This is a genomic window from Sphingomonas sanguinis (genome assembly GCF_019297835.1).
Lineage (GTDB): Bacteria > Pseudomonadota > Alphaproteobacteria > Sphingomonadales > Sphingomonadaceae > Sphingomonas > Sphingomonas sanguinis_D.
On sequence record NZ_CP079203.1, the window covers coordinates 2,806,763 to 2,830,687 of the forward strand.

General features: G+C 66.6%; 25 protein-coding genes and 1 tRNA gene. 14 read left to right on the top strand and 12 right to left on the bottom strand.

The window, feature by feature from the left end; all coding sequences use genetic code 11:
- Positions 1-6: 6 nt before the first annotated feature.
- Positions 7-186, bottom strand: coding sequence for a 50S ribosomal protein L32 (rpmF, locus tag KV697_RS13165; protein ID WP_042488281.1), 180 nt, complete (start codon positions 184-186; stop codon positions 7-9).
- A 204-nt stretch (positions 187-390) separates the two neighbouring features.
- On the opposite strand from rpmF, the gene KV697_RS13170 reads away from it, so the two are divergent.
- Both KV697_RS13170 and KV697_RS13175 read left to right on the top strand, forming a co-directional pair.
- A complete protein-coding gene (locus KV697_RS13170; protein ID WP_219018571.1) occupies positions 391-825 on the top strand; it encodes an MAPEG family protein in 435 nt (144 codons plus the stop codon).
- Complete coding sequence (locus tag KV697_RS13175; protein WP_219018572.1) at positions 825-2,465, top strand: M28 family metallopeptidase; 1,641 nt, start codon at positions 825-827, stop codon at positions 2,463-2,465. Before KV697_RS13170 ends, KV697_RS13175 begins: the two co-directional genes overlap by 1 nt.
- 96 nt (positions 2,466-2,561) lie before the next feature.
- Here KV697_RS13175 and KV697_RS13180 read toward each other — a convergent pair whose 3' ends face one another.
- Positions 2,562-3,233 (bottom strand): MBL fold metallo-hydrolase, encoded by a 672-nt coding sequence (locus tag KV697_RS13180; protein ID WP_219018573.1) that lies wholly within the window; start codon positions 3,231-3,233, stop codon positions 2,562-2,564.
- Positions 3,234-3,316: 83 nt separating this feature from the next.
- Between KV697_RS13180 and pabB the strand changes: the two genes are divergently transcribed.
- From pabB to msrA, 3 genes are all read left to right on the top strand, one after another.
- Complete coding sequence (pabB, locus tag KV697_RS13185; protein WP_257575327.1) at positions 3,317-5,065, top strand: aminodeoxychorismate synthase component I; 1,749 nt, start codon at positions 3,317-3,319, stop codon at positions 5,063-5,065.
- A 54-nt stretch (positions 5,066-5,119) separates the two neighbouring features.
- Positions 5,120-6,319, top strand: coding sequence for a pyridoxal phosphate-dependent aminotransferase (locus tag KV697_RS13190; RefSeq protein ID WP_219018575.1), 1,200 nt, complete (start codon positions 5,120-5,122; stop codon positions 6,317-6,319).
- Between the two features lie 557 nt (positions 6,320-6,876).
- Complete coding sequence (msrA, locus tag KV697_RS13195; protein WP_257575873.1) at positions 6,877-7,518, top strand: peptide-methionine (S)-S-oxide reductase MsrA; 642 nt, start codon at positions 6,877-6,879, stop codon at positions 7,516-7,518.
- Between the two features lie 143 nt (positions 7,519-7,661).
- On the opposite strand, the gene KV697_RS13200 is transcribed toward msrA, so the two are convergent.
- Positions 7,662-8,594 carry an ABC transporter ATP-binding protein gene (locus KV697_RS13200; RefSeq protein ID WP_219018577.1) on the bottom strand — a complete coding sequence of 311 codons (933 nt, stop codon included), beginning with the start codon at positions 8,592-8,594 and terminating at the stop codon, positions 7,662-7,664.
- 98 nt (positions 8,595-8,692) lie between these two features.
- Here KV697_RS13200 and KV697_RS13205 point away from each other — a divergent pair, with 98 nt between their 5' ends.
- Positions 8,693-8,926: a zinc-finger domain-containing protein gene (locus KV697_RS13205; protein ID WP_219018578.1), complete on the top strand. Its 234-nt coding sequence runs from the start codon at positions 8,693-8,695 to the stop codon at positions 8,924-8,926.
- A gap of 186 nt (positions 8,927-9,112) precedes the next feature.
- The gene (tldD, locus tag KV697_RS13210; RefSeq protein WP_219018579.1) at positions 9,113-10,543 is read left to right on the top strand and encodes a metalloprotease TldD; all 1,431 of its coding nucleotides are present in this window, start codon (positions 9,113-9,115) and stop codon (positions 10,541-10,543) included.
- 133 nt (positions 10,544-10,676) lie between these two features.
- Here the strand turns inward: tldD and KV697_RS20130 are convergent, their stop codons facing one another.
- Entirely contained in the window at positions 10,677-11,003 is a 327-nt protein-coding gene (locus tag KV697_RS20130) for a formate/nitrite transporter family protein (RefSeq protein WP_257575328.1), read from the bottom strand.
- A 226-nt stretch (positions 11,004-11,229) separates the two neighbouring features.
- On the opposite strand from KV697_RS20130, the gene KV697_RS13220 reads away from it, so the two are divergent.
- Positions 11,230-11,568, top strand: coding sequence for a P-II family nitrogen regulator (locus KV697_RS13220; RefSeq protein ID WP_042488306.1), 339 nt, complete (start codon positions 11,230-11,232; stop codon positions 11,566-11,568).
- 16 nt (positions 11,569-11,584) lie between these two features.
- Positions 11,585-12,952: an ammonium transporter gene (locus KV697_RS13225; protein ID WP_219018581.1), complete on the top strand. Its 1,368-nt coding sequence runs from the start codon at positions 11,585-11,587 to the stop codon at positions 12,950-12,952.
- Between the two features lie 240 nt (positions 12,953-13,192).
- Here the strand turns inward: KV697_RS13225 and KV697_RS13230 are convergent, their stop codons facing one another.
- Positions 13,193-13,558 carry an EF-hand domain-containing protein gene (locus tag KV697_RS13230; protein WP_219018582.1) on the bottom strand — a complete coding sequence of 122 codons (366 nt, stop codon included), beginning with the start codon at positions 13,556-13,558 and terminating at the stop codon, positions 13,193-13,195.
- A gap of 149 nt (positions 13,559-13,707) precedes the next feature.
- Between KV697_RS13230 and KV697_RS13235 the strand changes: the two genes are divergently transcribed.
- Positions 13,708-14,928 carry an argininosuccinate synthase gene (locus KV697_RS13235; protein WP_219018583.1) on the top strand — a complete coding sequence of 407 codons (1,221 nt, stop codon included), beginning with the start codon at positions 13,708-13,710 and terminating at the stop codon, positions 14,926-14,928.
- Here KV697_RS13235 and KV697_RS13240 read toward each other — a convergent pair.
- Entirely contained in the window at positions 14,876-16,087 is a 1,212-nt protein-coding gene (locus tag KV697_RS13240) for a glycosyltransferase family 87 protein (RefSeq protein WP_219018584.1), read from the bottom strand. The genes KV697_RS13235 and KV697_RS13240 overlap by 53 nt on opposite strands.
- A 120-nt stretch (positions 16,088-16,207) precedes the next feature.
- Here KV697_RS13240 and KV697_RS13245 point away from each other — a divergent pair, with 120 nt between their 5' ends.
- Complete coding sequence (locus tag KV697_RS13245; RefSeq protein WP_257575329.1) at positions 16,208-17,869, top strand: hypothetical protein; 1,662 nt, start codon at positions 16,208-16,210, stop codon at positions 17,867-17,869.
- 24 nt (positions 17,870-17,893) lie between these two features.
- Here KV697_RS13245 and KV697_RS13250 read toward each other — a convergent pair whose 3' ends face one another.
- The 4 genes from KV697_RS13250 to KV697_RS13265 form a co-directional block, all read right to left on the bottom strand.
- Entirely contained in the window at positions 17,894-19,024 is a 1,131-nt protein-coding gene (locus KV697_RS13250) for a GNAT family N-acetyltransferase (protein WP_219018585.1), read from the bottom strand.
- 217 nt (positions 19,025-19,241) lie between these two features.
- Positions 19,242-19,706 carry a RidA family protein gene (locus KV697_RS13255; RefSeq protein WP_219018586.1) on the bottom strand — a complete coding sequence of 155 codons (465 nt, stop codon included), beginning with the start codon at positions 19,704-19,706 and terminating at the stop codon, positions 19,242-19,244.
- Positions 19,707-19,752: 46 nt separating this feature from the next.
- Positions 19,753-20,379: an HAD family hydrolase gene (locus KV697_RS13260; protein WP_219018587.1), complete on the bottom strand. Its 627-nt coding sequence runs from the start codon at positions 20,377-20,379 to the stop codon at positions 19,753-19,755.
- Positions 20,376-20,618, bottom strand: a complete 243-nt coding sequence (locus tag KV697_RS13265; RefSeq protein ID WP_219018588.1) for a DUF3572 family protein — start codon at positions 20,616-20,618, stop codon at positions 20,376-20,378. The genes KV697_RS13260 and KV697_RS13265 overlap by 4 nt, the downstream gene beginning before the upstream one ends.
- Before the next feature lie 64 nt (positions 20,619-20,682).
- On the opposite strand from KV697_RS13265, the gene KV697_RS13270 reads away from it, so the two are divergent.
- A complete protein-coding gene (locus tag KV697_RS13270; protein WP_042488334.1) occupies positions 20,683-21,045 on the top strand; it encodes a response regulator in 363 nt (120 codons plus the stop codon).
- A gap of 224 nt (positions 21,046-21,269) precedes the next feature.
- Complete coding sequence (locus KV697_RS13275) at positions 21,270-21,746, top strand: YcxB family protein (protein ID WP_219018589.1); 477 nt, start codon at positions 21,270-21,272, stop codon at positions 21,744-21,746.
- Positions 21,747-21,782: 36 nt separating this feature from the next.
- On the opposite strand, the gene KV697_RS13280 is transcribed toward KV697_RS13275, so the two are convergent.
- The gene (locus tag KV697_RS13280) at positions 21,783-22,475 is read right to left on the bottom strand and encodes an RlmE family RNA methyltransferase (RefSeq protein ID WP_219018590.1); all 693 of its coding nucleotides are present in this window, start codon (positions 22,473-22,475) and stop codon (positions 21,783-21,785) included.
- Positions 22,472-23,515 carry a Ppx/GppA phosphatase family protein gene (locus tag KV697_RS13285; protein WP_219018591.1) on the bottom strand — a complete coding sequence of 348 codons (1,044 nt, stop codon included), beginning with the start codon at positions 23,513-23,515 and terminating at the stop codon, positions 22,472-22,474. Before KV697_RS13285 ends, KV697_RS13280 begins: the two co-directional genes overlap by 4 nt.
- Positions 23,516-23,685: 170 nt before the next feature.
- Between KV697_RS13285 and KV697_RS13290 the strand changes: the two genes are divergently transcribed.
- Positions 23,686-23,759, top strand: a tRNA-Gln gene (locus KV697_RS13290).
- Positions 23,760-23,925: the final 166 nt, after the last annotated feature.

Here is a 23,925-nt window from a genome sequence, read left to right on the forward strand (position 1 = left end):
AGGGGGTCAGCCCTCGACCGACACGACCTCACGGCCGTTATAATGGCCGCAGGCGGTGCACAGATTGTGCGGACGCTTCAGCTCGCCGCAGTTCGGGCATTCCTGGAATGCCGCGACCGTCAGCGAGTCGTGGCCACGGCGCATGCCGCGCTTGGAGGGCGAAGTCTTTCTCTTGGGGACGGCCATTGCGGCACCTTATCAATCGAACAATGGGTGGAATACGCCACGGTCAGCACCCATTGCGCGCCCGGATCGACGACCCGGCCGCGTGAGCACCCAGCCGGACGCATCGCGAAGCCCCGCGCCTATAGCGAGTTTTGCCGATGTTGCAAGCGCGGGCGCCAAATGGCACTCCCCGGCATCCGGCAATTTACAGGAAAGACGGCATTTATGGTCCTGCCCGTTACGCTCAGCATCGCGGCGGCGGCCGCCATCGTCAATTTGTGGCTGGCCCTGCGAATCGTCATGGGGCGATTCCGCGGCAAGGTCATTCTCGGCGACGGCGGCGATTCGCGACTCGTGGCGGGCATGCGGGCGCAGGCGAACTTCGTCGAATATGCGCCCTTCGTCCTGATCCTGATGGGCCTGATCGAGTTGGGCGGCGGATCGTCCTTCTGGCTGTGGATCGCGGGCGGCGCGTTCATCCTCGCGCGGATCGGCCATGGCTGGGGCATGATGCGACCGGCACCCAATATCGGGCGGGCCGGGGGTGCGATCGGCACCTGGGCCATCCTGGCGCTATTGGCGGGGTGGGGAATCGGGATCGTCTATGCGACGCAGGCCGTTCCTGCGCCGACAACGACCGTCGTAAGGATCGACCGCTGATGACTCGCCTGCCCCTGATCGGCCTTGCCGCCCTGATGCTGACGGTATCGCTGACCGCCGCCGCGCCCGATCCGATTTCGCCGCAGCGTCTGTCGGCCGATGTGAAGACGCTCGCCTCCGATGCTTTCGAGGGCCGCGCACCGGGGACGCCCGGCGAGGCGAAGACCGTCGATTGGCTGGTCGCGCAGTTCAAGGCGATGGGCCTGCAACCCGGCGGGCCGGACGGGCAATGGACGCAAGCCGTGCCGCTGATTCGCACCCAGATCGGGAAGGGGACGATGCAGGCGGGCGCGATGCCGCTGGTCCAGGGGCAGGGCATCTATGTCTCGACCGTGCGCCCCGTCGACCGGGTGGCGATCAAGGACGCCCCGATGGTGTTCGTCGGTTACGGCGTCCACGCGCCCGAGCGCGGCTGGGACGATTTCAAGGGCGTCGACCTGAAGGGCAAGATCGCCGTCTTCCTGGTCAACGACCCCGATTTCGAGGCGGTGGCTGGCGACGATGCCAAGGGCAGGTTCGGCGACCGGCGCATGACCTATTATGGCCGCTGGACCTATAAATATGAGGAAGCCGCACGACAGGGGGCGATCGGCGCGCTGATCGTCCATGACACGGCCGGGGCGGGCTATGGCTGGGCGACGGTGACGGCCCCGGCGGGCGAGAATTACGATATCGTCCGCAGCGACCCGACTTCGCGTATCCTGTTGCAGGGCTGGCTGTCGGGCGAGTCGGCGGGCAAGCTGTTCGCTGCTGCCGGACTGGACCTGGCGCAGCAGCGTGCGCGTGCCCGGCGCGCGGACTTCCGGCCGGTGGAATTGAAGGGGCAGCGTTTCTCCGCCGACCTGCCGGTGACGACGGTGCGTGCCGAGAGCCGCAACGTGCTGGCCAAGCTGCCCGGCAAGACGCGCCCCGATGAGGTGGTGATGTTCGGCGCGCATTGGGATGCCTATGGCAAGGGCAAGGCGGATGCGCAGGGCCGTACGATCCGCCCCGGTGCCAATGACGATGCGTTGGGCGTCGCGGGTGTCCTCGAACTGGCGCGGGCATTCAAGACCGCTCCGCCGACCGATCGCAGCCTGGTCTTCGCGCTGTGGACCGGTGAGGAGCGCGGACTGCTGGGGTCGGAGACCTATGCGGTGAAGCCGGTCTATCCGCTGGCCAAGACGGTCGCGAACCTGACGCTCGACATTCTCCAGACGGCGGGACCGGCCAGGGACGTGATGCTGGTCGGCGACGGGCAGAACGACCTGGAGGACCGACTGAAGGCCGCCGCCGCCGCGCAAGGCCGCACGGTGACGCCCGAGGCGCTGCCCGAGCGCGGGCTGTTCTATCGCGCCGATCACTTCTCGGTCGCGCGGCGCGGCGTCCCGACGCTGCTGCTGATGGCGATCAGCGGCGCGCCCGATCTGGTCGCGGGCGGGCGTCCGGCGGGGCAGGCATGGCTGGACGGCTATATGCGCTGTTATCACCAGACTTGTGACGCGTGGGATGCGGGCTGGGATCTGCGCGGGGCGGCGGCGGATGTCGGGTTGCTATACGGGATCGGGCGCGATCTGGCTTCGTCCCGCGATTGGCCCGAGTGGCGCGCGGGGTCGGAGTTCAAGGCGATTCGCGGGGAGAGTGCTGCGGAACGGCGGTAAGCCCTTGGCCTTCGACGGCGCTCAGGCTGAACGGGGTTTGGGGTTTAGACCCAACCCCCGTTCAGGCTGAGCGAAGTCGAAGCCCACGCAAAACCCTCACCCCAATCCCAATACCCGGTCCGCCACGAACGCATTGCTCTGCCGCTCATGGCCGAAGGTGCTGGGCTGGCCATGGCCCGGAATGAAGGCGGTCTCGTTCCCCAGCGGCCAGAGCTTCTCGACGATCGAGCGGATCAGCGTGTCGTGATCCCCGCCGGGCAGATCCGAGCGCCCGACCGAGCCCTGGAACAGCACGTCGCCGACCAGCGCGAAATGCGACGGGGCGTGGTGGAAGATCACATGCCCGCGCGTGTGGCCCGGCGTCTCGTACACATCCAGGGTCATTTCGCCGATCGTCACCGTGTCGCCTTCGGACAGCCAGCGCGTCGGTTCCAGCACCTGGGCGGGGATGCCGTAAGCCTGGCCGTCCTCGTCCAGTCGCGCCAGCCAGAAGCGATCCTCTTCCTGCGGCCCCTCGACGGGCACCGACAATGCATCGGACAACGCCTTGGCCCCGCCCGCATGGTCGATATGGCCATGGGTCAACAGGATTTTCTCCACTGTCACGCCGGTCTTGGCGATGGCGTCATGGATACGCGGCAGGTCGCCGCCGGGATCGACCACCGCCGCCTTCATCGTCGCGGTGCACCACACGATCGAACAATTCTGCTGGAGCGGGGTGACGGGCACGATCGCGGCGCGGAGCGGAGGCGGAATGGTTTCGGTCATGCAGCCGGAAATAGGGACTGGGACGCTCCCGGCCAATCGATACTTGCATGTGGCCCCACGCGCCGTGCATGGATCGTCCCTTGATGGCGCGTCCCCTTCCTCCCTTCGTCCTGCTCGACGACGCCCGTGACGGGGGAGCGGCGGCGCGTCTCTATACGCGGCCGGTCGGCATCGTCACCGCGCACCGGGTCGACGAGGTTCCGGCGGCGCTCGACGCCCTGCGCGCGGCAAGGGCGCGCGGGCTCGAGGCGGTCGGCTATCTGGCCTATGAGGCGGGCGCGGCGTTCGAGCCCGGCGTGCCGCCCCGCGCGATCGACGGCCCGCTTCTGTGGTTCGGCCTGTTCGACGGCTATGCGACCGTCGAGCCGGAGGCGATACTCCCCGATCCGGCGGGCGGCTGGATCGGCGAGATGGTGCCCGAACTGGACGCCGCGCGCCATGCCGAGCAGTTCGCCGCCGTCCAGGCGCTGATCGAGGCGGGTGACCTGTATCAGGTCAACCAGACCTTCCGCGCGACCGCGCCGGTGCTCGGCGATCCGCTGGCGCTTTATTCGGGCCTGCGCGCCCGGTCGCGTGCGGGCTGGGGCGCGGTGGTGGCGACCGGCGATGCGACGATCCTGTCGCTCTCGCCCGAGCTCTTCTTCGCGCTCGAAGGGGGGAAGCTGACCGCCCGGCCGATGAAGGGCACCGCGCGGCGCGAGGAGGACCCTGCCGCCGATGCGCGTGCGGTCAAAGCCCTGCGCGACGATCCCAAGCAGCGCGCCGAAAATCTGATGATCGTCGACCTGATGCGCAACGACCTGTCGCGGGTCGCGCGGGCGGGCAGCGTCGCGGTGCCCGAGCTCTTCGCGGTCGAACCCTATCCGACGGTGCATCAGATGGTGTCGACCGTCACCGCCGACCTGGCCGAGGGGCGCGATGCGCTGGACGTGCTGGCGGCGCTCTTCCCCTGCGGCTCGATCACCGGCGCGCCCAAGATTCGCGCGATGCAGGCGATCGCGGAGATCGAGGACTCGCCGCGCGGCCTCTATACCGGCGCGATCGGGCGGCTGGATGCCAATGGCGATGCGATGTTCAACGTTGCGATCCGCACCCTGGTCTGGCCCGAGGGTGAGGCCCAGGCGACGCTGGGCATTGGATCTGGCGTAGTGGCCGACTCGGTGGCGGCGGACGAATGGGACGAGTGCCTGGCAAAGGCGGCGTTCCTCGCCGGGGGGCGGCCGGAATTCGACCTGATCGAGACCATGGCCTTCGATCCGCTCGAGGGTATCCAGCATCTGGAAGTGCATCTCGCGCGGATGAAGGCGAGCGCCATCGCGCTGGGCTTCCGCTTCGACCGGCATGATGCGCGCAACGAGTTGCAGGCGGCGACCTTCCGCCTGCGCGATGTACGGCGCATCCGGTTGCTGCTGGCGCGCAGCGGGGCTTTGGTGGTCGAGGTCGGGCCTGCGCCCGCCCGCTTCGACGGCGTGATGCCGGTGCGGGTCGTGCCGCTGCCCGTCTCGCCGCTCGACCTGCGGTTGCGGCACAAGACCAGTGCGCGCGGTTTCTATGACGCGGCGCGGGCCGCGGCGGGGACCGGGGAAGTGGTGTTCGAGACGCCCGACGGCCTGCTGACCGAGGGCAGCTATACCTCGCTGTTCGTGCCGCGCGGCGACGTTCTGGTGACGCCGCCGCTGGCACTGGGGCTGCTGCCCGGCGTGCTGCGCGCGCATCTGATCGAGACGGGCCGCGCGATCGAGGGGCCGCTCACGCGGCCCGATCTTCGAGACGGATTCTTGCTTGGCAATGCGCTTCGCGGATTGTTTCGTGCGGAGATGGTTGCGGATTGAGCCGCTGAGGGGCTAAGGGCCACGCGCACTCTCCTGACGCAAAGGTTCCGTTTCATGCAGCCCTCCGCCGCGCTCGGCCGTATCAGCCCGTCCCCCACGCTTGCCATCACCAGCCGCGTGATGGAGCTGAAGCGTGCCGGTGTCGACGTGATCGGCCTGGGCGCGGGTGAGCCGGACTTCGACACGCCGGACTTCGTGAAAGAGGCGGCGATCCAGGCGATCCGCGACGGCAAGACGAAATACACCAATGTCGACGGCACCCCCGAGCTGAAGGCGGCGATCGCGGCCAAGTTCGCGCGCGACAACGGCCTGACCTACAAGGCCGATCAGATCAGCGTGAATGTCGGCGGCAAGCACACCCTGTTCAACGCGATGGTCGCGACGATCGATGCGGGCGACGAGGTCGTGATCCCGGCGCCCTATTGGGTCAGCTATCCGGACGTCGTGCAGTTTGCGGGCGGTGTACCGGTGATCGTGAAGGCGGGCCCGGAACAGGGTTACAAGCTGACCCCCGAAGCGCTCGACGCCGCGATCACGCCCAAGACCAAGTGGGTCATCCTCAACTCGCCGTCCAACCCGACGGGCGCGGGCTATACCGCCGACGAGCTGAAGGCGCTGGGCGAGGTCATCCTGAAGCACCCGCATGTCTGGGTCTTCGCCGACGATATGTACGAGCATATTGTCTATGACGGCTTCCGCTTCGCCACCATCGCGCAGGTCTGCCCCGAACTGTACGAGCGCACGCTGACCGTGAACGGCTGTTCCAAGGCCTATGCCATGACCGGCTGGCGCATCGGCTATGCGGGCGGCGCGCCCTGGCTGATCAAGGCGATCGCCAAGCTCCAGTCGCAGTCGACCTCCAACCCCTGTTCGGTGGCGCAGGCGGCGGCGACCGCGGCGCTGACCGGCGACCAGAGCTTCCTCTCGACACGCAACCAGGCGTTCCAGGCGCGGCGCGACATGGTGGTGTCGATGCTGAACGAGATCGACGGCATGACCTGCCCGACGCCCGAAGGCGCCTTCTATGTCTATCCCTCCTTCGCGCCGCTGATCGGCAAGTCGACGCCCTCGGGCCGCCTGATCGACAGCGACGAGGCGCTTGTCGGCTATCTGCTCGACGATGCGAAGGTGGCGGCGGTGCAGGGCGCGGCGTTCGGCCTCTCGCCCGCGATGCGAATCAGCTATGCGACGTCCGATGCGCTGCTGCGCGAGGCATGCACCCGCATCCAGACGGCCTGCGCCGCGCTGAAATAATTTGCCGCTCAAACGGTCGCGAAAGCCAGCCGATCCGGTCAAGATGCCGGATTGGCTGGCTTTTTTATGGCGCTGGGTGCGCCGCAGCAATATGGCTTAACTGTGGCATGAACGACACGTCCACGTGCCGTTAATGCAGCGTTTCTATAAACGCCATTGTCGGAACGGCGACTATCGACCAGATGGCGCCCGGATGATCGCTCGCCCGACCGGGGAGCGACCCGCTAAGACAGGTGAAGTGAACGATGCGTGCCCTCCTCAAGTCCAGCTTCGTGTGGCAGTTTGCCGGCGGATTTGCGCTTGGCGCTCTCGGCCTCGTGGTCCTTCACCCGGCGGAAGCACCCAGCCGTTACGGTTCGGCGCCGGTCGAGGCGGTTCGTTAAGGCGGATTCCCTTGGCCTTCGACTTCGCTCAGGCTGAACGGAGCGGGGGAGAAGAGGCCTTACTAACCGCCGTTCAGGCTGAGCGAAGTCGAAGCCCACGCCCGACGCTCAACCACTAGCCGAACCCCGAAAACATCCCATATTCCAGCGATGCGCAACACCCTCTGCATCGCCATGGCCGCGACCGCATTCGGAGCGGTCGTCCTGTCCTCCCTTCCCGCCAGCGCCGAGCGCGCCGTGCCGCTGCCGAAAGCGACGGTCGATGTGCCCGTGTCGCCGCGCCCGCAGGTGGCTGTTCTGGCGGGCGGGTGCTTCTGGGGCATGGAGGCGGTGTTCCAGCGGGTGAAGGGCGTGCGCTCGGTGACGGCGGGCTATGCCGGAGGGCGCCGCGAGGATGCGAACTACGCCGCCGTCTCGACCGAGCGGACCGGCCATGCCGAGGCGATCCGCATCACCTACGACCCGGCCCAGGTCTCCTACGCCACGCTGCTGCGCGTCTATTTCGCGATCGCGCATGACCCGACCCAGGTCGGCGGGCAGGGCCCCGATCGCGGTCCCAGCTATCGCTCGGCGATCTTCGCGCAGTCGCCCGAACAGGCCAGGGTCGCGCGCGACTATATGGCGCAGCTGACCCGTGCCCATGCCTTCCCCCGGCCGATCACGACCCGGATCGAGCAGGGCAGCTTCTTCCCGGCCGAGGCCGAGCATCAGGATTTCTACGATCGCAACCCGATGCACCCCTATATCGTGCGCTGGGACAAGCCAAAGGTCGCGGGCTTCCGTGCTGGTTTCCCGGATCTGGCGCGAGCGGGGTGAGCTACCTGATCCTCCCCGATACGGGGAGGGGGACCATGCGAAGCATGGTGGAGGGGGCGTGCCGCAAGGGGTGTCCTATGTGGAAGCCCCCCTCCGTCAGGCCTGTGGCCTGCCACCTCCCCGTACCGGGGAGGAACTGATCGTCAGACGCTCACACTCCGCGTGAGCGACAGGAACACGTCTTCCAGATCGGCTTCCTTGGTCGAGACGTCGACGATCCCATATCCGTCCGCCTGCACCGCCGCGAGAACCTGCCCCGCATTCACCTTGTCCTTGGCATAGGTGATTTCCAGCGTGCGCGTGCCCTTCAGCACGATCTTGCCGAAGCTGGCATGGTCGGGCACCGCCGCGACGTCGCGGTCGACCGTCACCGCGACGACCTTTTCCTGCGCCTTGCCGACCAGTTCGCGGGTCGGTTCGTTGGCGACCAAGCGGCCATGGTTGATGATCGCGATCCGGTCGCACAGCTCCTCGGCCTCTTCGAGGTAATGCGTGGTCAACACCACCGTCACGCCCCGGTCGTTCAGCTGGCGGACATAGGCCCAGAGCTGCTGGCGAAGCTCGATATCGACGCCCGCGGTCGGTTCGTCGAGCACCAGCACGGGCGGCGAATGGACCATCGCCTTGGCGACCATCAGGCGGCGCTTCATGCCGCCCGACAAAGTGCGCGAATAGGCGTTCGCCTTGTCCTCCAGATGGACCGCGCGCAGCAATTCCATCGAGCGCCGCTGCGCCTTGGGCACGCCGTACAGCCCGCCCTGGATTTCCAGCGTCTCCAGCGGCGTGAAGAAGGGGTCGAACAGGATTTCCTGATTGACGATGCCGATCGACGCCTTGGCGTTGCGCGGATGCTGGTCGATGTCGAAGCCCCAGATCGACGCCGACCCTTCGGTCTTCATCACCAGCCCGGCCAGGATGTTGATCAGCGTCGACTTGCCCGCGCCATTGGGGCCCAGCAGCCCGAAGATCTGGCCGCGCGGCACATCGAAGCTGACTCCGTCGAGCGCGCGCTTGCCGCCCTGATAGGTCTTGGCGATGCCCTGGATCGAAATGGCGGCTTCGGTGGATGCGGTCATGGGGGTAGCGATAGGCCCGTGCGGGGGACAGGCCAAGCCGGTTTTGCCCCTCTTTGGGTAATTGCACGCGAGGCCACGCCTTGCTATCGCGCGAGCCTATGTTGCCGCCGCCCGAAACCACCCGCGTCACCCAGACCCGCGTCGCTTGCGACGGTGCCACCGACATTCCCGGCGGTGCCGCCCTTGGCCATCCGCGGGTGTGGTTGCAGATCGACGAGACCGGCTATGTCGATTGCGGCTATTGCGATCGCCGCTTCGTGCTGATCGGTGGCCCGGCGGACGGCGCGGATCAGGCGACCCTCCCGGATCACGGCGACGGCGCCGGGCGCTAAACCCCAACGCGAATGAGACTCACGCCCCTCCCGTAAACGGGAGGGGATGGGGAGGGTTTTGCCGCAAGCGTTGGTCTCGGTGAGACCCCATGCCCTCCCCCGACCCCTCCCGCCTGCGGGAGGGGAGAAGAAGGAAATACCGTCGGGCGATTTCAAACCTCGGCTGGGCATCCTATATCCCCTTGGATGACCGCCACCGATCCCCGCTCGTTCCTGTACCGCGACACGCTGGACCCCGACGCGGCGCTACGCCTCACCGCCAACGCCCTGTCCCGCGCGGACGATGGCGAACTCTATCTCCAATATAAGCGCTCCGAAGCGTTCGGCTTCGACGACGGGCGGCTGAAGACGGCCAGCTACGACACCCACTCCGGCTTCGGCCTGCGCGCGGTGTCGGGCGAGATGACCGCCTTCGCCCATGCCAACGAGCTGTCCGAGGCCGCGATCCAGCGCGCCGCGCAGACCATGGCGCTGATCGACCCCGCCAAGGGCGCCGCCGCGCCCCCGCCGCAGGGGACGAACCGGCATCTCTATACCGCGACCGATCCGCTCGACCTGATCCCCTTCGTCGAGAAGGTTTCGCTCTGCCAGACCATTGATGCCGCCGCCCGTGCGCGCGATCCGCGCGTGGTGCAGGTGTCGGTCGGCTTGTCGGGCAGCTGGAGCGTGGTCGAGATCGTCCGGGCCGACGGCTTCGTCGCCACCGATGTGCGGCCGCTGGTACGGCTCAACATTTCGGTCGTGGTCGAGCAGAATGGGCGGCGCGAGACGGGCAGCTTCGGTATCGGCGGGCGTTACCTGTACGACCGGCTGATCGCGCGCGAGACCTGGGAGCGCGGCATCGATGTCGCGCTCGCCCAGGCTTTGGTCAATCTTGACTCGGTCGCCGCACCGGCGGGCGAGATGACCGTGCTGCTCGGGCCGGGCTGGCCGGGCGTGCTGCTGCACGAGGCGATCGGGCACGGGCTGGAGGGTGACTTCAATCGCAAGGGCACCTCGGCATTCTCGGGGCGCATCGGCGAGCGGGTCGCGGCCCCCGGCGTCACCGTGGTCGATGACGGCAGCCTGGCCGACCGGCGCGGTTCGCTGTCGATCGATGACGAGGGCACGCCGACGCGCGAGGTCGTGCTGATCGAGGACGGCATCCTGAAGGGTTATATGCAGGACCGGCTCAACGCGCGGCTGATGGGCGTCGCGCCGACCGGCAATGGCCGCCGCGAGAGCTTCGCCCATGCGCCGATGCCGCGCATGACCAACACCTTCATGAAGGGCGGGCAGGACGATCCCGCCGAGCTCCTGTCGCGGGTGAAGAACGGCATCTTCGCCAAGTCCTTCGGCGGCGGTCAGGTTGATATCGTGTCGGGCAAGTTCGTCTTTTCCTGCACCGAGGCGTACCGGATCGAGAACGGGAAGCTCGGCGCGCCGATCAAGGGGGCGACGCTGATCGGCGACGGGCCGAGCGTGCTGACGCGGGTCAAGGGCATCGGCAACGACTTCGCGCTGGACGAGGGCGTCGGCGTCTGCGGCAAGGGCGGGCAGAGCGTACCCGCGGGCGTGGGCCAGCCGACGCTGCTGGTCGAGGGGCTGACGGTCGGCGGGACGGCGCTGGCGGCGTAGACAATCCTCCCCAGCATGGGGAGGTGGCAGCGCGAAGCGCTGACGGAGGGGGGCTTCGGCGCGGGATGCCCTATGCAGCGTCCCCCCTCCATCATCCCTTTGCGGCGGTCCCCCTCCCCGGGGCCGGGGAGGATCAGCGATGCTTCAACGCCCCATGCACTGCGCCGAGCAACAGCACGATCGCGCCGCCCCCGATTAGGTTGCCCAGCGTCGACAACGCCAGATTATGAACGATGCCCGCGAGCGGCACGCCTGCCGGATCAAGTGCCCAACCAAGCCGCAGCAGCGCCATGTTGGCGACCGAATGTTGGGAACCGGCGGCGACGAACAGCGTGACCGGCGCGGTTACCGCGACGATCATGCCCGCGACCGTCTCCGCACCGCTCGCCATCCAGACGGCGAGACACACCAGCGTATCGGCGATGCCGGTGGCCAGCGGGTCGCCGGATAGGTCCGCCATGATCCGCTCCTCCGTGGCTCTGCCTGGAACGCCAACAGGAGGGGGACCGCTTTTGCTCCATTCTCTGCCCAAAATTTGGGCACAGGCGGTGGTATGCTGAATTTTTGATGTTCGATCGTGGGGCTTCCGGCACGCTCCCAGTCGAGTTTGCCCGGAAAAGTAACGAAAAGGTAAATTGGCACACCCCTTGCGAAGCCAGTCGTCGGGAAACGCAAAGGGGGCACAGGTGAAGCTGATCATCGCTATCATCAAGCCGTTCAAGCTCGACGAGGTGCGCGAGGCGCTGACCACTTTGGGCGTGGCGGGCATGACGGTGACCGAGGTGAAGGGTTTCGGGCGGCAGAAGGGCCAGACCGAAATCTATCGCGGGGCCGAATACAGCACCAACATGGTGCCCAAGATCAAGATCGAGGTCGTTTGCGCGTCCGAGATCGCCGACCGCGTCGTCGAATCGATCCAGGCCGCCGCGAACACCGGCGCGATCGGTGACGGCAAGATCTTCATGCTCGATGTCGGCCAGGCCGTGCGCATCCGCACCGGCGAAACCGACGAATCGGCGCTCTGAGCAAGGGGGGATTTCGATGAAGCACATCACCAAGATGGCGAGCGGCGCCGCAGGCCTCGGCCTGACGCTGTTCGTCGCGCTGCCCGCCTGGGCACAGGACGCCGCCGCGCTCCAATCGCCCGCCACCGCCGCGCCCGCCGCGACGGTGAACAAGGGCGATACCGCCTGGATGCTCACCTCGACCGTGCTGGTCATGATGATGATCCTGCCGGGCCTGGCGCTGTTCTATGGCGGTCTGACCCGCGCCAAGAACATGCTGTCCACCATGACGCAGATCGGCGCGGCGGCCTGCCTCGCGATGCTGATCTGGGTGATGTACGGCTATAGCCTGGCCTTCGGGCCGGACGTGTCGGGGGGCGCGTCCAACTTCATCTCCGGGCTGGGCAAGGCGTTCCTGAAGGGCGTCACGCCCGCCAGCCAGGCGGCGACCTTCACGGCGGGCGTCGAGATTCCCGAATATGTCTTCATCTGTTTCCAGATGACCTTCGCCGCGATCACCGCCGCGCTGGTCCTGGGTTCGGTGGTCGAGCGGATGAAGTTTTCGGCGGTCATGGCCTTTACCGCGGTGTGGCTGACCATCGTGTATTTCCCGATCGCGCATATGGTGTGGGCATCGTCGGGCCTGTTTTTCAAGGCGGGCGCCCTCGACTTCGCCGGTGGTACGGTGGTGCACATCAACGCCGGTGTCTCGGCGCTGGTCGCAGCACTTATCCTGGGCAAGCGCATGGGTTATCCGACCACGCCGATGCCTCCGCATTCGCTGACGCTGACCGGCGTGGGCACCGGCCTGCTCTGGGTGGGCTGGTTCGGGTTCAACGCCGGCTCGGCGCTGGAGGCCAATGGCTCAGCGGGTCTGGCGATGATCAACACCTTCGTCGCGACCGCGAGCGGCGGCCTGTCCTGGATGCTCGCCGAGCGTCTGGCGGGGCATAAGGGTTCGGCGCTGGGCTTCTGCTCGGGCATCGTGGCGGGTCTGGTCGCGGTCACTCCGGCCGCTGGTAACTCGGGTCCGTTCGGTGCGATCGTGCTGGGCGCCATCGCCAGCGTGATCTGCTTCTATGCGGTCTCGGTCCTGAAGCCCAAGCTCGGCTATGACGATGCGCTCGACGCCTTCGGTGTCCATGGCATCGGCGGCATGATCGGCGCGATCGGGACCGCGGTGGTCTATGCCCCCTCGCTGGGCGGTCCGGGTGCGGCAGACTATGTCATGAGCTCGAAGCTGCTGGTGCAGCTGGGCGCGGTCGCCACCACGATCGTCTGGGCCGCCATCGGCACCGTCATCGCCATGTATGTCGCCAAGGCCCTGACCGGCCTGCGCGTCTCGAAGGAAGTCGAGCAGGAAGGCCTCGACCTCGGCGAGCACGGCGAGCGCGCCTACAACTGATCGGGAGCGGGGGCGCCAAGAACCCCCGCACCCCACGACGTTCCTCCTGCGGACGACCTAAGCCCGGTGCGGCAACGCACCGGGCCTTTTTTGTGTATGGGAGGGCGGAATCCCAACATCCGTTCGCACTGAGCGAAGTCGAAGTGCACGGGGATCGCTCGCCGATAGGGCGGGGCGTGGCCTTCGACTTCGCTCAGGCTGAACGGATGTTGGGGTAGGTGGGACGAAGGCGGGGAGGGCTTACCGCCCTTTCGGTCCCGCCTGTTGCGCCTGCGCCGCCTTGGCGGCCTCATATTCGTCGAAGGTGCGCGACAGCAGCGCCTGGGCTTCGGCCTCGGTCACCTTGCCGTCCTTGTTGGCATCGGCCTTGTCGAACCACAGGTCGGTCAGGCGCTGGGCATGGACGGCGTCGATCTGCTTCTTGCCATTGCCCATCTTCATGATCGCGGCCTTTACCTCGGCCTTGGTCAGCACGCCGTCGTGATTGGTGTCACGCGCCTTGAACTCGCGGGAGAATTTGGCGGCGGCGGATGCGCGGGTGTCCTGCGCCAGGGCAGGGGTGGCCAGCGTGGCGGCGATCAGACCGGCGACGAGGAAACGGGTCATGCACGGGACTCCAATACGGAACTTCGCGGCCGCTCCTGACGGCCTTTGCCTGTCCGCGCAATGAACGAGGCCAAGCGAAGGTTGCGTGGGAACGCCGCAGCGCATAGGGCGCGAGGCAAATCCATCCCCTATCCTCGAAGGACTTTGCCGTGAGCGAAGATATCAAGCGCGTCGTCCTCGCCTATTCGGGCGGCCTCGACACCAGCGTCATCCTCAAGTGGCTGCAGCAGCATTATGGCTGCGAGGTCGTGACCTTCACCGCCGATCTGGGCCAGGGCGAAGAGCTGGAGCCCGCGCGCAAGAAGGCGGAGATGGCGGGCGTGAAGCCCGAACATATCTTCATCGACGATCTGCGCGAGGAGTTCGTCAAGGATTACGTCTTCCCGATGATGCGCGCCAATGCGCTGTACGAGGGGCTGTACCTGCTCGGCACCTCGATCGCGCGGCCGCTGATCGCCAAGCGCCAGATCGAGATCGCCAAGATGGTGGGTGCCGACGCGGTCAGCCACGGCGCGACCGGCAAGGGCAACGACCAGGTCCGCTTCGAACTGGGCTATTATGCGCTGAACCCCGACATCAAGGTCATCGCGCCCTGGCGCGAATGGGACCTGACCAGCCGCACCAAGCTGATCGAATTCGCCGAGGCCCACCAGATTCCGGTGTCGAAGGACAAGCGCGGCGAGGCGCCCTTCTCGACCGACGCGAACCTGCTGCACACCTCGTCCGAGGGCAAGGTGCTGGAGGACCCGTGGGATGAGGTCCCAGATTACGTCTATTCGCGCACCGTCAATCCGGAAGACGCGCCCGACCAGCCCGAGACGATTACCATCGATTTCGAGCGGGGCGACGGCGTCGCGCTGAACGGCGAGGCGTGCTCGCCCGCCACGCTGCTGACCAAGCTCAACGAACTGGGCCGCAAGCATGGCATCGGCCGCCTCGACCTGGTCGAGAACCGCTTCGTCGGCATGAAGAGCCGCGGCATGTACGAGACGCCGGGCGGCACCATCTATGCGCTGGCGCACCGGGGTATCGAGCAGATCACGCTCGACCGGGGTGCCGCGCATCTGAAGGACGAACTGGCACCGCGCTATGCCGAGCTGGTCTATAATGGCTTCTGGTTCTCGCCGGAGCGCGAGATGCTGCAGGCCGCCGTCAACTACAGCCAGGAGAAGGTGACGGGCACCGTCCGCCTGAAGCTGTACAAGGGCAGCTGCAACGTCACGGGCCGCAAGTCGCCCTATTCGCTCTATTCGGAAAAGGTCGTCACCTTCGAGGACGATCAGGGCGCCTATGACCAGCGCGACGCGGCGGGCTTCATCAAGCTGAACGCGCTGCGCCTGCGCCTGCTGGGACGTCGCGACCGCGACTGACCTGTCGGCGCAGTTCGACGGCAAAGAGTGCGATCAGTGCGATCGGCGTCAAGGGCACGCCGATCGCACTGGCCACCATCCCCCATTGCGGGATCAGAAAGGCGGTCAAGGCGACCGCCTTTTCCATTGGTGAGGCATCGATGCGGCCATAGGCGACCAGCGCAGCCAGCATAACGACCGTCAGGTCGTAGTTGAACGCATAGGGGAGCAGCGCGAACGTCCCCGTCGCGGCCAGCAGCGCCAGCACGGCGGGCGATGCCCCGCGTACTGTCGCGATCGTTATGCCGAAGGCGACCCCGATCATGGCGGTCCCCTGAAGCCCATAGGCGATGGCGGCAGGCACATGCTGGCGCAGCAGGGCGCTGGCCAGCGAGGTCGACATCAGCCCGTAAAATTCCTGGCCCGGATTGATCATCCGTGCCTGCACGCCCGAGGTGACGGTCAGATACTGGACCCACAGCTCCGGCCCGAAGGCGAGCGCGCTGAACAGCACGAGCAGGCCGACGGTCAGCGCCGCCGTCGCGATGGTGCGCCAGTCGCCGCGCAGCAGCAGGATAATGGGCACCAGCACCGCGACATGCGGCTTGAGCGCCATCAACCCGAAACAGACCCCCGCCCAGCGCGGCCGATCCGGCAGCCAGTGCCAGCCCGCCAGGAACAGCGCGCCCATCAGAAATCCGTAATGCCCCGCCCAGATGTTCATCAACGCCGCCGGGGTCAGCAGTATCAGCCAGGACGAACGCCCCTCCGGCAACCACGGCCGCGCCGCCAGCGCGAACAGCACGCCCGTCCCGACCAGCCACAGCATCAGCGCCACGCCGTACGGCATCAGCGCAAAGGGAATGTCGAGGAACAGCGCGATCGGCGGATAGGAGTAATTATGGTTGCCGATCGTGCCGTACAGTCCATGCTCGAAAGCGCGGTAGCGATCGACATCGTACAGAATGTCGAGCCGTCCGTTCAGCGCCAGCTTGCCGCCTGTCCAGACATTGGCGAAATCGCGACCCCACAGGTCCGTACGTCCGATGATCCCGTGATCGGATGCCTGCCAGTCGCCTAGGAACAGCATCATCACGATCAGGCTGCCAAAGACCCAGATCACCGGCGAGGGCATGATGGAATGGGGGTGCGGCAGTCGCGTGGCGGGCGTCTCGTCCATGGCTGTGCGGTACGACCGACCGATTGAGGAACGGTTGATGCGCAGCCGATTCCGCTGTCCGTCGTGTTCGTGGCGACCGATGCTTGTCCAAGCCCCCTTCGATCCGCTAGGCCGATCGGCATGAATGGGGGAAAGCTCAACTGGTGGCAGACGCGGTGGTTCGTGGCGGCGATGGCGCTGCTCGCCGCCGTGCCGCTGCTCTGGCCCACCGTGCCGCCGCTGGTCGACCTGCCGGGGCATATGGGGCGGTATCGCGTCCAGCTCGAATATGCGAACCAGCCCTGGCTGGCGCAGTGGTATCGCTTCGAATGGCAGATGATCGGCAATCTGGGCATCGACCTGCTGATCGAGCCGCTGGCGCCGATCTTCGGGCTGGAGCTGGCGGTCAAGCTGATCGTCATCGCCATTCCGGTGCTGACCGTCACCGGCCTGTTGTGGATCGCGCGGGAGGTGCAGGGGCGTATCCCGGCGACCGCGCTGTTCGCGCTGCCGCTGGCCTATAGCTATCCGTTCCAGTTCGGATTCGTAAACTTCGCGCTGGCGATGGCGCTGGCGCTGAACCTGTTCGCGTTGTGGCTGCGCATGGGGCGGCTGCATGCGGTGCGGCTGCGCGCGATCGTCTTCGTGCCGTTGTCCTGCATCCTGTGGGTCGCGCACACCTTTGGCTGGGGCGTGCTGGGCGTGCTGGCCTTTTCGGCAGAGCTGATCCGCCAGCATGACATTCGGCGGGCCAAGGGCGCGCATGGGATCAAGGGTTGGGCCGAGTCGGCCTTCCATGCCGGGCTGGGCTGTATCCCGCTGGCGCTGCCCATGGTGCTGATGGTGCTGTGGCGCTCGGGCGCGGACGTGACCGGCAAGACCGGCGACTGGTTCAACTGGCGCTGGAAGATCAACTGGGTGACGATGGTGCTGCGCGATCGCTGGATGGCGTTCGACCTCGCCTCGGTCACGGTGTTGTTCCTCGTCCTGCTCAAGGGCGTGCGCGACGAGCGGGTCGAATATTCGCGCAATCTGGTGCTGTCGGCGGCGTTCCTGTTCGTCGTCTATCTGCTGCTGCCGCGCGTCGTGTTCGGCTCGGCCTATGCCGATATGCGCCTCGCCCCCTATGTTCTCGCCATCGCGCTGATCGCGCTCAGGCCCCGGCGCGGGCTGTCGCTGCGCGGCGCCTCGACGCTGGCGGTGGTGGGGCTGACGTTCTTCGGCGTGCGGATCGCGGCGACCACGGTCAGCTATGTGATGTACAGCAACGACTATGACCGGGTGCTGAGCGCGCTCGATCATGTGCCGCCGCGCGCGCGCCTGCTGACCTTTGTCGGCCGCCAATATTGCGCCGATGTCTGGCCGTCGAGCCGGCTGGAGCATGTCGCGGGCCTCGCGCTGGAGCGCAAGCTGGCCTATGCCAACGACCAGTGGTCGATGGCGGGCGGGCAGCTGCTGACGGTGCGCTATGCCCCCGCCAAGCGGTTCGCGCATGACCCGTCCGAGATCGTGACCCAGCGGCGCTGTCGCGGGCAATGGTGGCGGCCGGTCGACACCGCGTTGAAGCTGCTGCCGCGCGATGCGTTCGACTATGTCTGGCTGGTTCATGCGCCGCGCTATGACGAGGCGTTGACACGCGGGCTGACGCCGATTTGGCGCGAGGGCGACAGCGTGCTCTATCGGATCGACGATCGCCGCCCGATCATCGACCCGGCGGCTTATGAACTGCTCAGCCGCCCCTCGCCCGAGGAAGACAAGCGCGCCCCCGCCCGGCGCAAGGCGACGGCCGACCAGGACGACTGAGCCCGGGACGACTGAGCGGAGACGCTAACCCCGGCGGAACGGGGTCAGCTCGCCGAGATACTCACTTTCCGCTTCGATCGCCTGCCGCTCGCGCGTGACGAACTCGGCGACCGCGCGGCGGAAGGCGGGGTGGGGGATGTAATGTGCGGACCAGGTCGGCACGGGGACATAGCCGCGCGCTAGCTTGTGTTCGCCCTGCGCGCCCGCCTCGACCGTCGACAGCCCGCGTGCGATGGCCGCGTCGATCGCCTGATAATAGCATAGCTCGAAATGGAGGAAGGGCACCTCCTCGACCGCGCCCCAATAGCGGCCATAGAGCGTGTCTTCGCCGATCAGGTTGAGCGCCCCCGCGATCGGCACGCCGTCGCGTTCGGCGAGGATCAGCAGCACCTTGTCGCCCAGCCACTCACTGATCCGGTCGAAGGCGGCGCGCGTCAGATAGGGCTGGCCCCATTTGCGGCTGCCCGTATCCTGATAGAAGACCCAGAAGGCATCCCAATGCTCGGGGCGGATCTGGTCGCCGGTCAGGTGGCGGATGGTCAGCCCCGCGACGGCGGCCGCGCGTTCCTTGCGGATCGCCTTGCGCTTGCGGCTGGCGAGCGCGTCCAGGAAATCGTCAAAGCTGCGATAGCCGTCATTGCGCCAGTGGAATTGCACGCCCTCGCGGATCAGCCAGCCCGCCGCCTCGAAATGCGGCAGCTGATCGGCCGCGACGAAGGTGACGTGCGCGGAGGACAGCTCGTTCTGGTCGGTCACCGCCTCGATTGCCGCGATCAGCGCGGGCGCGAGCGCGAGGTCGCGCAGCAGCAGCCGGGGGCCAGGCACGGGTGAGAAGGGCGCGGCGATCTGGAGCTTGGGGTAATAGCGTCCCCCTGCACGCTCCCAGGCATCGGCCCAGCCATGGTCGAACACATATTCGCCCTGGCTATGCGCCTTGAGATAGGCGGGCGCGATCGCGGCGGGTTGTCCGTCCGGGCCGTCGATAACGATGGGGGCGGGCGTCCAGCCGGAGCGGCCGCCGACGCTGTGCGACTCCTCCAGCGCGGTCAGGAAGGCGTGCGAGACGAACGGATTGGCCGTGCCCGCGCAGGCGTCCCACTGGTCGGGGGACAGGGCGGCGACGCCGGACAGGATACGCGCGACGGCGGTGGTCATCGCGGTGGGATATGCGGTGTGGGGTGGGGTGGGACAAGGGGCGGGCGGTTCGCGAGGTGCTCGCTTGTGGAAGCGGGCCCTCCCCCATCCCCTCCCGCCTGCGGGAGGGGAGCGGCCAGAGGCTCATGCTGGAGTCCCACGTCAGTCAAACAACACGCCCTCCCGCAGGCGGGAGGGGGTGGGGGAGGGCAGGGCCGCGAGCGACCCGCCCAGAAAATCACCCCAACTGAACGATCGCATCCACCTCGACCGCCGCACCCAGCGGCAGCACCGGCACGCCGACCGCCGAGCGGGCATGACGCCCCGCTTCGCCGAACAGCGACACCATCAGCTCCGACGCGCCATTGGCGACCTTGGGCTGATCGGTGAAGTCACCGGCAGAGTTCACGAACACGCCCAGCTTCACGATCCGCTTCACGCGGGTCAGGTCGCCGCCGAGATACTTCTTGATCTGGGCGACCAGCATCAAGCCGCACGCCTGCGCCGCCTTCTGCCCGTCTTCCAGCGAGACGCCGTCGCCCAACCGCCCGGTGACGAGCTGGCCGTCGATAAAGGGCAGCTGGCCCGAAATGTGGAGAAGCCCGCCCGCCTCGACGACGGGGACATAGGCGGCGACGGGGGCGGCAGCCTCCGGCAGGGTGAGGCCGAGCTGCTCGAGCGCGCGATCGATATGGGTGGTCATGGGGCGAGACATGGCGCGCTCGCCCCGATTCCGTCAAGCTATCGGATCAGGTGGCGGCAGGCTGTCCCTCGGCGAAGCGCGCCCCGATCCAGTCCTTTGCCTGTCGCCAGTCGTCGATCCGCGCATGGGCGTGCCGAGCGGGCGGAACGTGCGGGGCCATCTCCGGCTCGGATACCATGTGCAGCCGGTGGACCTGCGGTGCATGTTCGGCGACCGAGGCGTGATGCTGCGCCAGGTCGTCGACGAAGACGGTGACGGGGTTGCCATGCTCGGCCACGAGTCGCGCGACCGGTTCGCCCTTGCCGCCCGAATTGCACTGGACCCGGTGATGGATGCCGAATCGTGCCAGCTGCTCGATGCGCGCGGTGCGGCATTCCTCGACCAGATTGGTCAGGATGACGATGTCGGCCTGGGCGCCCAGCGCCGCCAGCGCCTCGGCGGCATGGGGCACCAGCGTCTGGCGGTCCATCTGGCCGGGGAAGAAGCCGTGCAGCAGGTCCCAGGCCTCGGTGTGGCTCAACTCCGGGCCACCGTTCCGCCGGGTCAGTGCGCCGAAGAAATCATGCCGATCCAGCGCGAAGTCCATGTCGTGCGCCTCGTCCAGCCAGGTGCGGAAATGGCGGACCATGTGAACGAGCACTTCGTCGCAATCGCAGATCAATAAGGGCTTCATGCGGTCTCCAACGTCCGGCGGGCGGCAACCAGCGCCTCGGGTCGAACGTCCAAATCCTCGGCACAAGCGATCAGGTCCGCCTCATGCCCCTCCAGAAACGACAGGATCGCCGCCAGCACGCCCGGCTCTCCCGCCCCGCCGCGCAGCTCCTCGACCGACAGGCCGGTCAGCGCGAGCAGCCTTTCAGCGCGCGAAGGGCTTTGCAGCGTCCACACGAGCGCCTGTAACGCCAGGGCCATATTGGCTTCGATTGTATCCGGTCCGGGCATTGCCTATCGTGTCCGTCGTAATGGTGGAGACCGCGTGACAAGAAAGGTGCTCGTTGTCGAGGACAACGAACTCAATCTGAAACTCTTCTGCGACCTGCTGCGCGTGCACGGCTTCATCGCCGAGCCGGTGCGCGATGGGCGCGAAGCGGTGGCGCGCGCGCGGGAGGTTCAGCCCGACCTCATCATCATGGACATCCAGATGCCGCATGTGACCGGATACGAGCTGATCCTGGAGCTGAAGGCCGACGAGGAGCTGCGGCGCATCCCGGTGATGGCGGTGACCGCCTATGCGGGGCGCGACGACGAGGACCGTATCCGCGCGGCGGGGGCGGATTCCTACGTGTCCAAGCCGATCAGCCTGATGCGCTTCATGGAGGCGGTGAACGCGTTGTTGTGAGGGGAGCGGTGGTTGGCCCCCTACATCCGTTCGCACTGAGCGAAGTCGAAGTGAACGCCCCGAACCCATGCCACGCGCGTCATCCCGTGGCCTTCGACTTCGCTCAGGCTGAACGGAGGGCACAGGCAGTGGTAAATCGGCTGTCTGCTTTGATTGGATAGTAGACGTTACATTACGCGAATTGAGGGCGATAATCGGGAATGCCGTCAGTAACATTTCAGCCGATGGTCAGTGATCTGATTGCTGCAAACCGCGCCTATTTTTGGGCGTCATTGCGAACGCGTCGCATGTTGAGAAGCTACGCAGTTGGCGGTTTCATATTCGGCTTGATGTCAGTCGGGTTTGCTTGGAATGAGCCGGCGGGAGCCAAGGTTATTGCCTTTCTCGGCGGCGTTCTATTATGGACCTTTTTCCTGGGCATCTTTTTGTCAATAAATTATGTACTTCTTCCTCGGCGTACCCGACGTATATTCGCGCAGCAGAAAAATCTGCATAACGAAGTAGCGCTTCAGTGGGGCGATGGGGGCGTATCGTTCCAATCTGAAAAGGGCTCTTCAAAATTCGCTTGGAGTGATTTCATTCGGATAGCTGAGAATCGAAATGCTATCATACTTCTTCAGAGTGATGCCTTATTCAACTTTATTCCTAAACGAGTGCTGTCTGCCGATGACGTGGCAAGTATAATGGTCCATCGCACCTGATCTGACGGTGGCGTTTCGGAGCTCACCGTCCCGTCCTTACCCCTCCGAATCATCCACCACCGCAGCCTTCCGCCCCTTGAACCCCTGAGCCACGACGAACCATTCGACCGAACCCTTGCGGCTCGACGGCGGCTTGGCGTGTTTCACGGTGGTGAAGTGGCGTTTCATCTCGGCGACCAGCTGCGAATCGGCGCCGCCCGCAAAGACCTTCGAGACGAACACCCCGCCCGGCGACAGCACGTCGCAGGCGAAGGCGAAGGCCGTCTCGACCAGCCCCATGGTGCGCAGCGCGTCGGTCTGCGGGTGGCCGACGGTGTTGGCCGCCATATCGGACATGACGAGGTCGGGCGCGCCGCCCAGCGCTTCCATCAGGCGATCGGGCGCGGCGTCGTCCATGAAGTCCATCTCGAAGATGGTGACGCCGTCGATCGGGTCGACGGGCAACAGGTCGATGCCGACCACGCTGGCGTTGGGCAGCTTGCGCCGGACCACCTGGCTCCAGCCGCCCGGCGCGATGCCGAGATCGATGATCCGCTTCTTGCCGCGCAGGAAGCCGAAGCGTTCGTCCAGCTCGATCAGCTTGTACGCGGCCCGGCTGCGATACCCCTCCGCCTTGGCGCGGCGGACATAGGGGTCGTTCAGCTGGCGCTCCAGCCAACGGGTGGATTGGGCGGTGCGGTTCCGGGCGGTGCGCACGCGCTGGTGCAGCCCTGAATTGCCTCTGCTCACGGTCTGGCGATTCCCATCAAACGGCGCAGGATTCCCTCGCGAATCCCACGGTCGGCGATCCCTAGCCGCTCGGCGGGCCAGAGGTCCAATATCGTCTCCAGGATGGCGCAGCCCGCCACCACCAGATCGGCGCGTTCGGGGCCGATACACGCCACCTTGCCGCGCGCGGCCAGGCTCTTGCGCGACAGGTCGGCACTGATCGCGCGCATTGCGGACGTCGGCACGATCAGCCCGTCCACGGCGGCGCGGTCGTAATGGCTGAGCCCCAGATGGACGCTGCCCAAAGTCGTCACCGTGCCGCTGGTGCCGAGCAGCCGGGGGCGCTTCAGGTTCCTGGGCAGGCGCGCGGCAAAGTCGGCGAAGCTGTCCGCGACGATCCCGCGCATCCGCGCATAGGCGGCCAGCCGCCCCGCCTCGCCCTCGCCGCCGCCCGCGCTCTCGGTCAGCGAGACGACGCCCCAGGGCGCCGAATGCCAGTCGAGGATGCGCGGGCTGGGGCCATGGGTGTCGACCAGGACCAGCTCGGTCGAGCCGCCGCCGATGTCGAAGATCAGTGCGGGGTCTTCGCCCGGTTCGATCAGCGCATGACAGCCCAGCACGGCCAGCCGCGCCTCTTCCTCGGCCGAGATGATGTCGAGATGGATGCCCGTCTCGGCCAGCGCGCGCGCGATGAAGGCGGGGCCGTTGGCGGCGCGGCGGCACGCCTCGGTCGCGACAGCGCGCGACAGCGTGACGTTGCGGCGCTTCAGCTTGTCGGCGCACACGCGCAGCGCGGCGATGGTGCGGTCGATCGCGGCGTCGGACAGGCGGCCCGTCGTCGCCAGCCCCTCGCCCAGCCGGACGATTCGCGAAAAGGCGTCGACGACCGCAAAGCCGCCGCCCTGCGGCCGCGCGATTAGCAGGCGGCAATTGTTGGTACCCAAGTCGAGCGCGGCATAGGCCTGCGCATCGGACCACCGGCCACGCTGGGGCCGGGGGGGTGCCGGACGGGCAGGGGGCTTGGCCTGCCGGTACGGCCTTCGGGTGGGAACATCCCCCATCGCCGTATCTCGCTTTATTCTGTTCTATCCGTCACGAACATGAGCGTTCGCCGGTGCTTGAACATCAAGGTAGCGAGTCGGCACCGCCACGACAAGACGCACCGCCGCCCGCGATGCGGAAATCGGTTGACACCAGTGATTCGCCCGCCTAGAGGCACGCCCCTGTTCGATGCCCCGTCGTCTAAAGGTAAGACCACGGACTCTGACTCCGTTAATTGAGGTTCGAATCCTCACGGGGCATCCAGATTTTTGTCCTCTGCCAATAAGCAGAGGCCGTGCTGACAATCCTTTTGGCTTCGAAGCAGCCTAGCACACGCCACTGACCCTACTCCATCTCGGGCTCGCAAAGGAGCTCATGATGCGAAAGTCAGTCGTTGAAACATGTGCCGCGAGCGCTGAGACTGCCAATC

Coding starts and splice junctions, on each gene's coding strand:
- rpmF (WP_042488281.1), bottom strand. CDS start 186: ATGGCCGTCCCCAAGAGAAAGACTTCGCCCTCCAAGCGCGGCATGCGC.
- KV697_RS13170 (WP_219018571.1), top strand. CDS start 391: ATGGTCCTGCCCGTTACGCTCAGCATCGCGGCGGCGGCCGCCATCGTC.
- KV697_RS13175 (WP_219018572.1), top strand. CDS start 825: ATGACTCGCCTGCCCCTGATCGGCCTTGCCGCCCTGATGCTGACGGTA.
- KV697_RS13180 (WP_219018573.1), bottom strand. CDS start 3,233: ATGACCGAAACCATTCCGCCTCCGCTCCGCGCCGCGATCGTGCCCGTC.
- pabB (WP_257575327.1), top strand. CDS start 3,317: ATGGCGCGTCCCCTTCCTCCCTTCGTCCTGCTCGACGACGCCCGTGAC.
- KV697_RS13190 (WP_219018575.1), top strand. CDS start 5,120: ATGCAGCCCTCCGCCGCGCTCGGCCGTATCAGCCCGTCCCCCACGCTT.
- msrA (WP_257575873.1), top strand. CDS start 6,877: ATGGCCGCGACCGCATTCGGAGCGGTCGTCCTGTCCTCCCTTCCCGCC.
- KV697_RS13200 (WP_219018577.1), bottom strand. CDS start 8,594: ATGACCGCATCCACCGAAGCCGCCATTTCGATCCAGGGCATCGCCAAG.
- KV697_RS13205 (WP_219018578.1), top strand. CDS start 8,693: ATGTTGCCGCCGCCCGAAACCACCCGCGTCACCCAGACCCGCGTCGCT.
- tldD (WP_219018579.1), top strand. CDS start 9,113: ATGACCGCCACCGATCCCCGCTCGTTCCTGTACCGCGACACGCTGGAC.
- KV697_RS20130 (WP_257575328.1), bottom strand. CDS start 11,003: ATGGCGGACCTATCCGGCGACCCGCTGGCCACCGGCATCGCCGATACG.
- KV697_RS13225 (WP_219018581.1), top strand. CDS start 11,585: ATGAAGCACATCACCAAGATGGCGAGCGGCGCCGCAGGCCTCGGCCTG.
- KV697_RS13230 (WP_219018582.1), bottom strand. CDS start 13,558: ATGACCCGTTTCCTCGTCGCCGGTCTGATCGCCGCCACGCTGGCCACC.
- KV697_RS13240 (WP_219018584.1), bottom strand. CDS start 16,087: ATGGACGAGACGCCCGCCACGCGACTGCCGCACCCCCATTCCATCATG.
- KV697_RS13245 (WP_257575329.1), top strand. CDS start 16,208: ATGAATGGGGGAAAGCTCAACTGGTGGCAGACGCGGTGGTTCGTGGCG.
- KV697_RS13250 (WP_219018585.1), bottom strand. CDS start 19,024: ATGACCACCGCCGTCGCGCGTATCCTGTCCGGCGTCGCCGCCCTGTCC.
- KV697_RS13255 (WP_219018586.1), bottom strand. CDS start 19,706: ATGACCACCCATATCGATCGCGCGCTCGAGCAGCTCGGCCTCACCCTG.
- KV697_RS13260 (WP_219018587.1), bottom strand. CDS start 20,379: ATGAAGCCCTTATTGATCTGCGATTGCGACGAAGTGCTCGTTCACATG.
- KV697_RS13265 (WP_219018588.1), bottom strand. CDS start 20,618: ATGGCCCTGGCGTTACAGGCGCTCGTGTGGACGCTGCAAAGCCCTTCG.
- KV697_RS13275 (WP_219018589.1), top strand. CDS start 21,270: ATGGTCAGTGATCTGATTGCTGCAAACCGCGCCTATTTTTGGGCGTCA.
- KV697_RS13285 (WP_219018591.1), bottom strand. CDS start 23,515: ATGGGGGATGTTCCCACCCGAAGGCCGTACCGGCAGGCCAAGCCCCCT.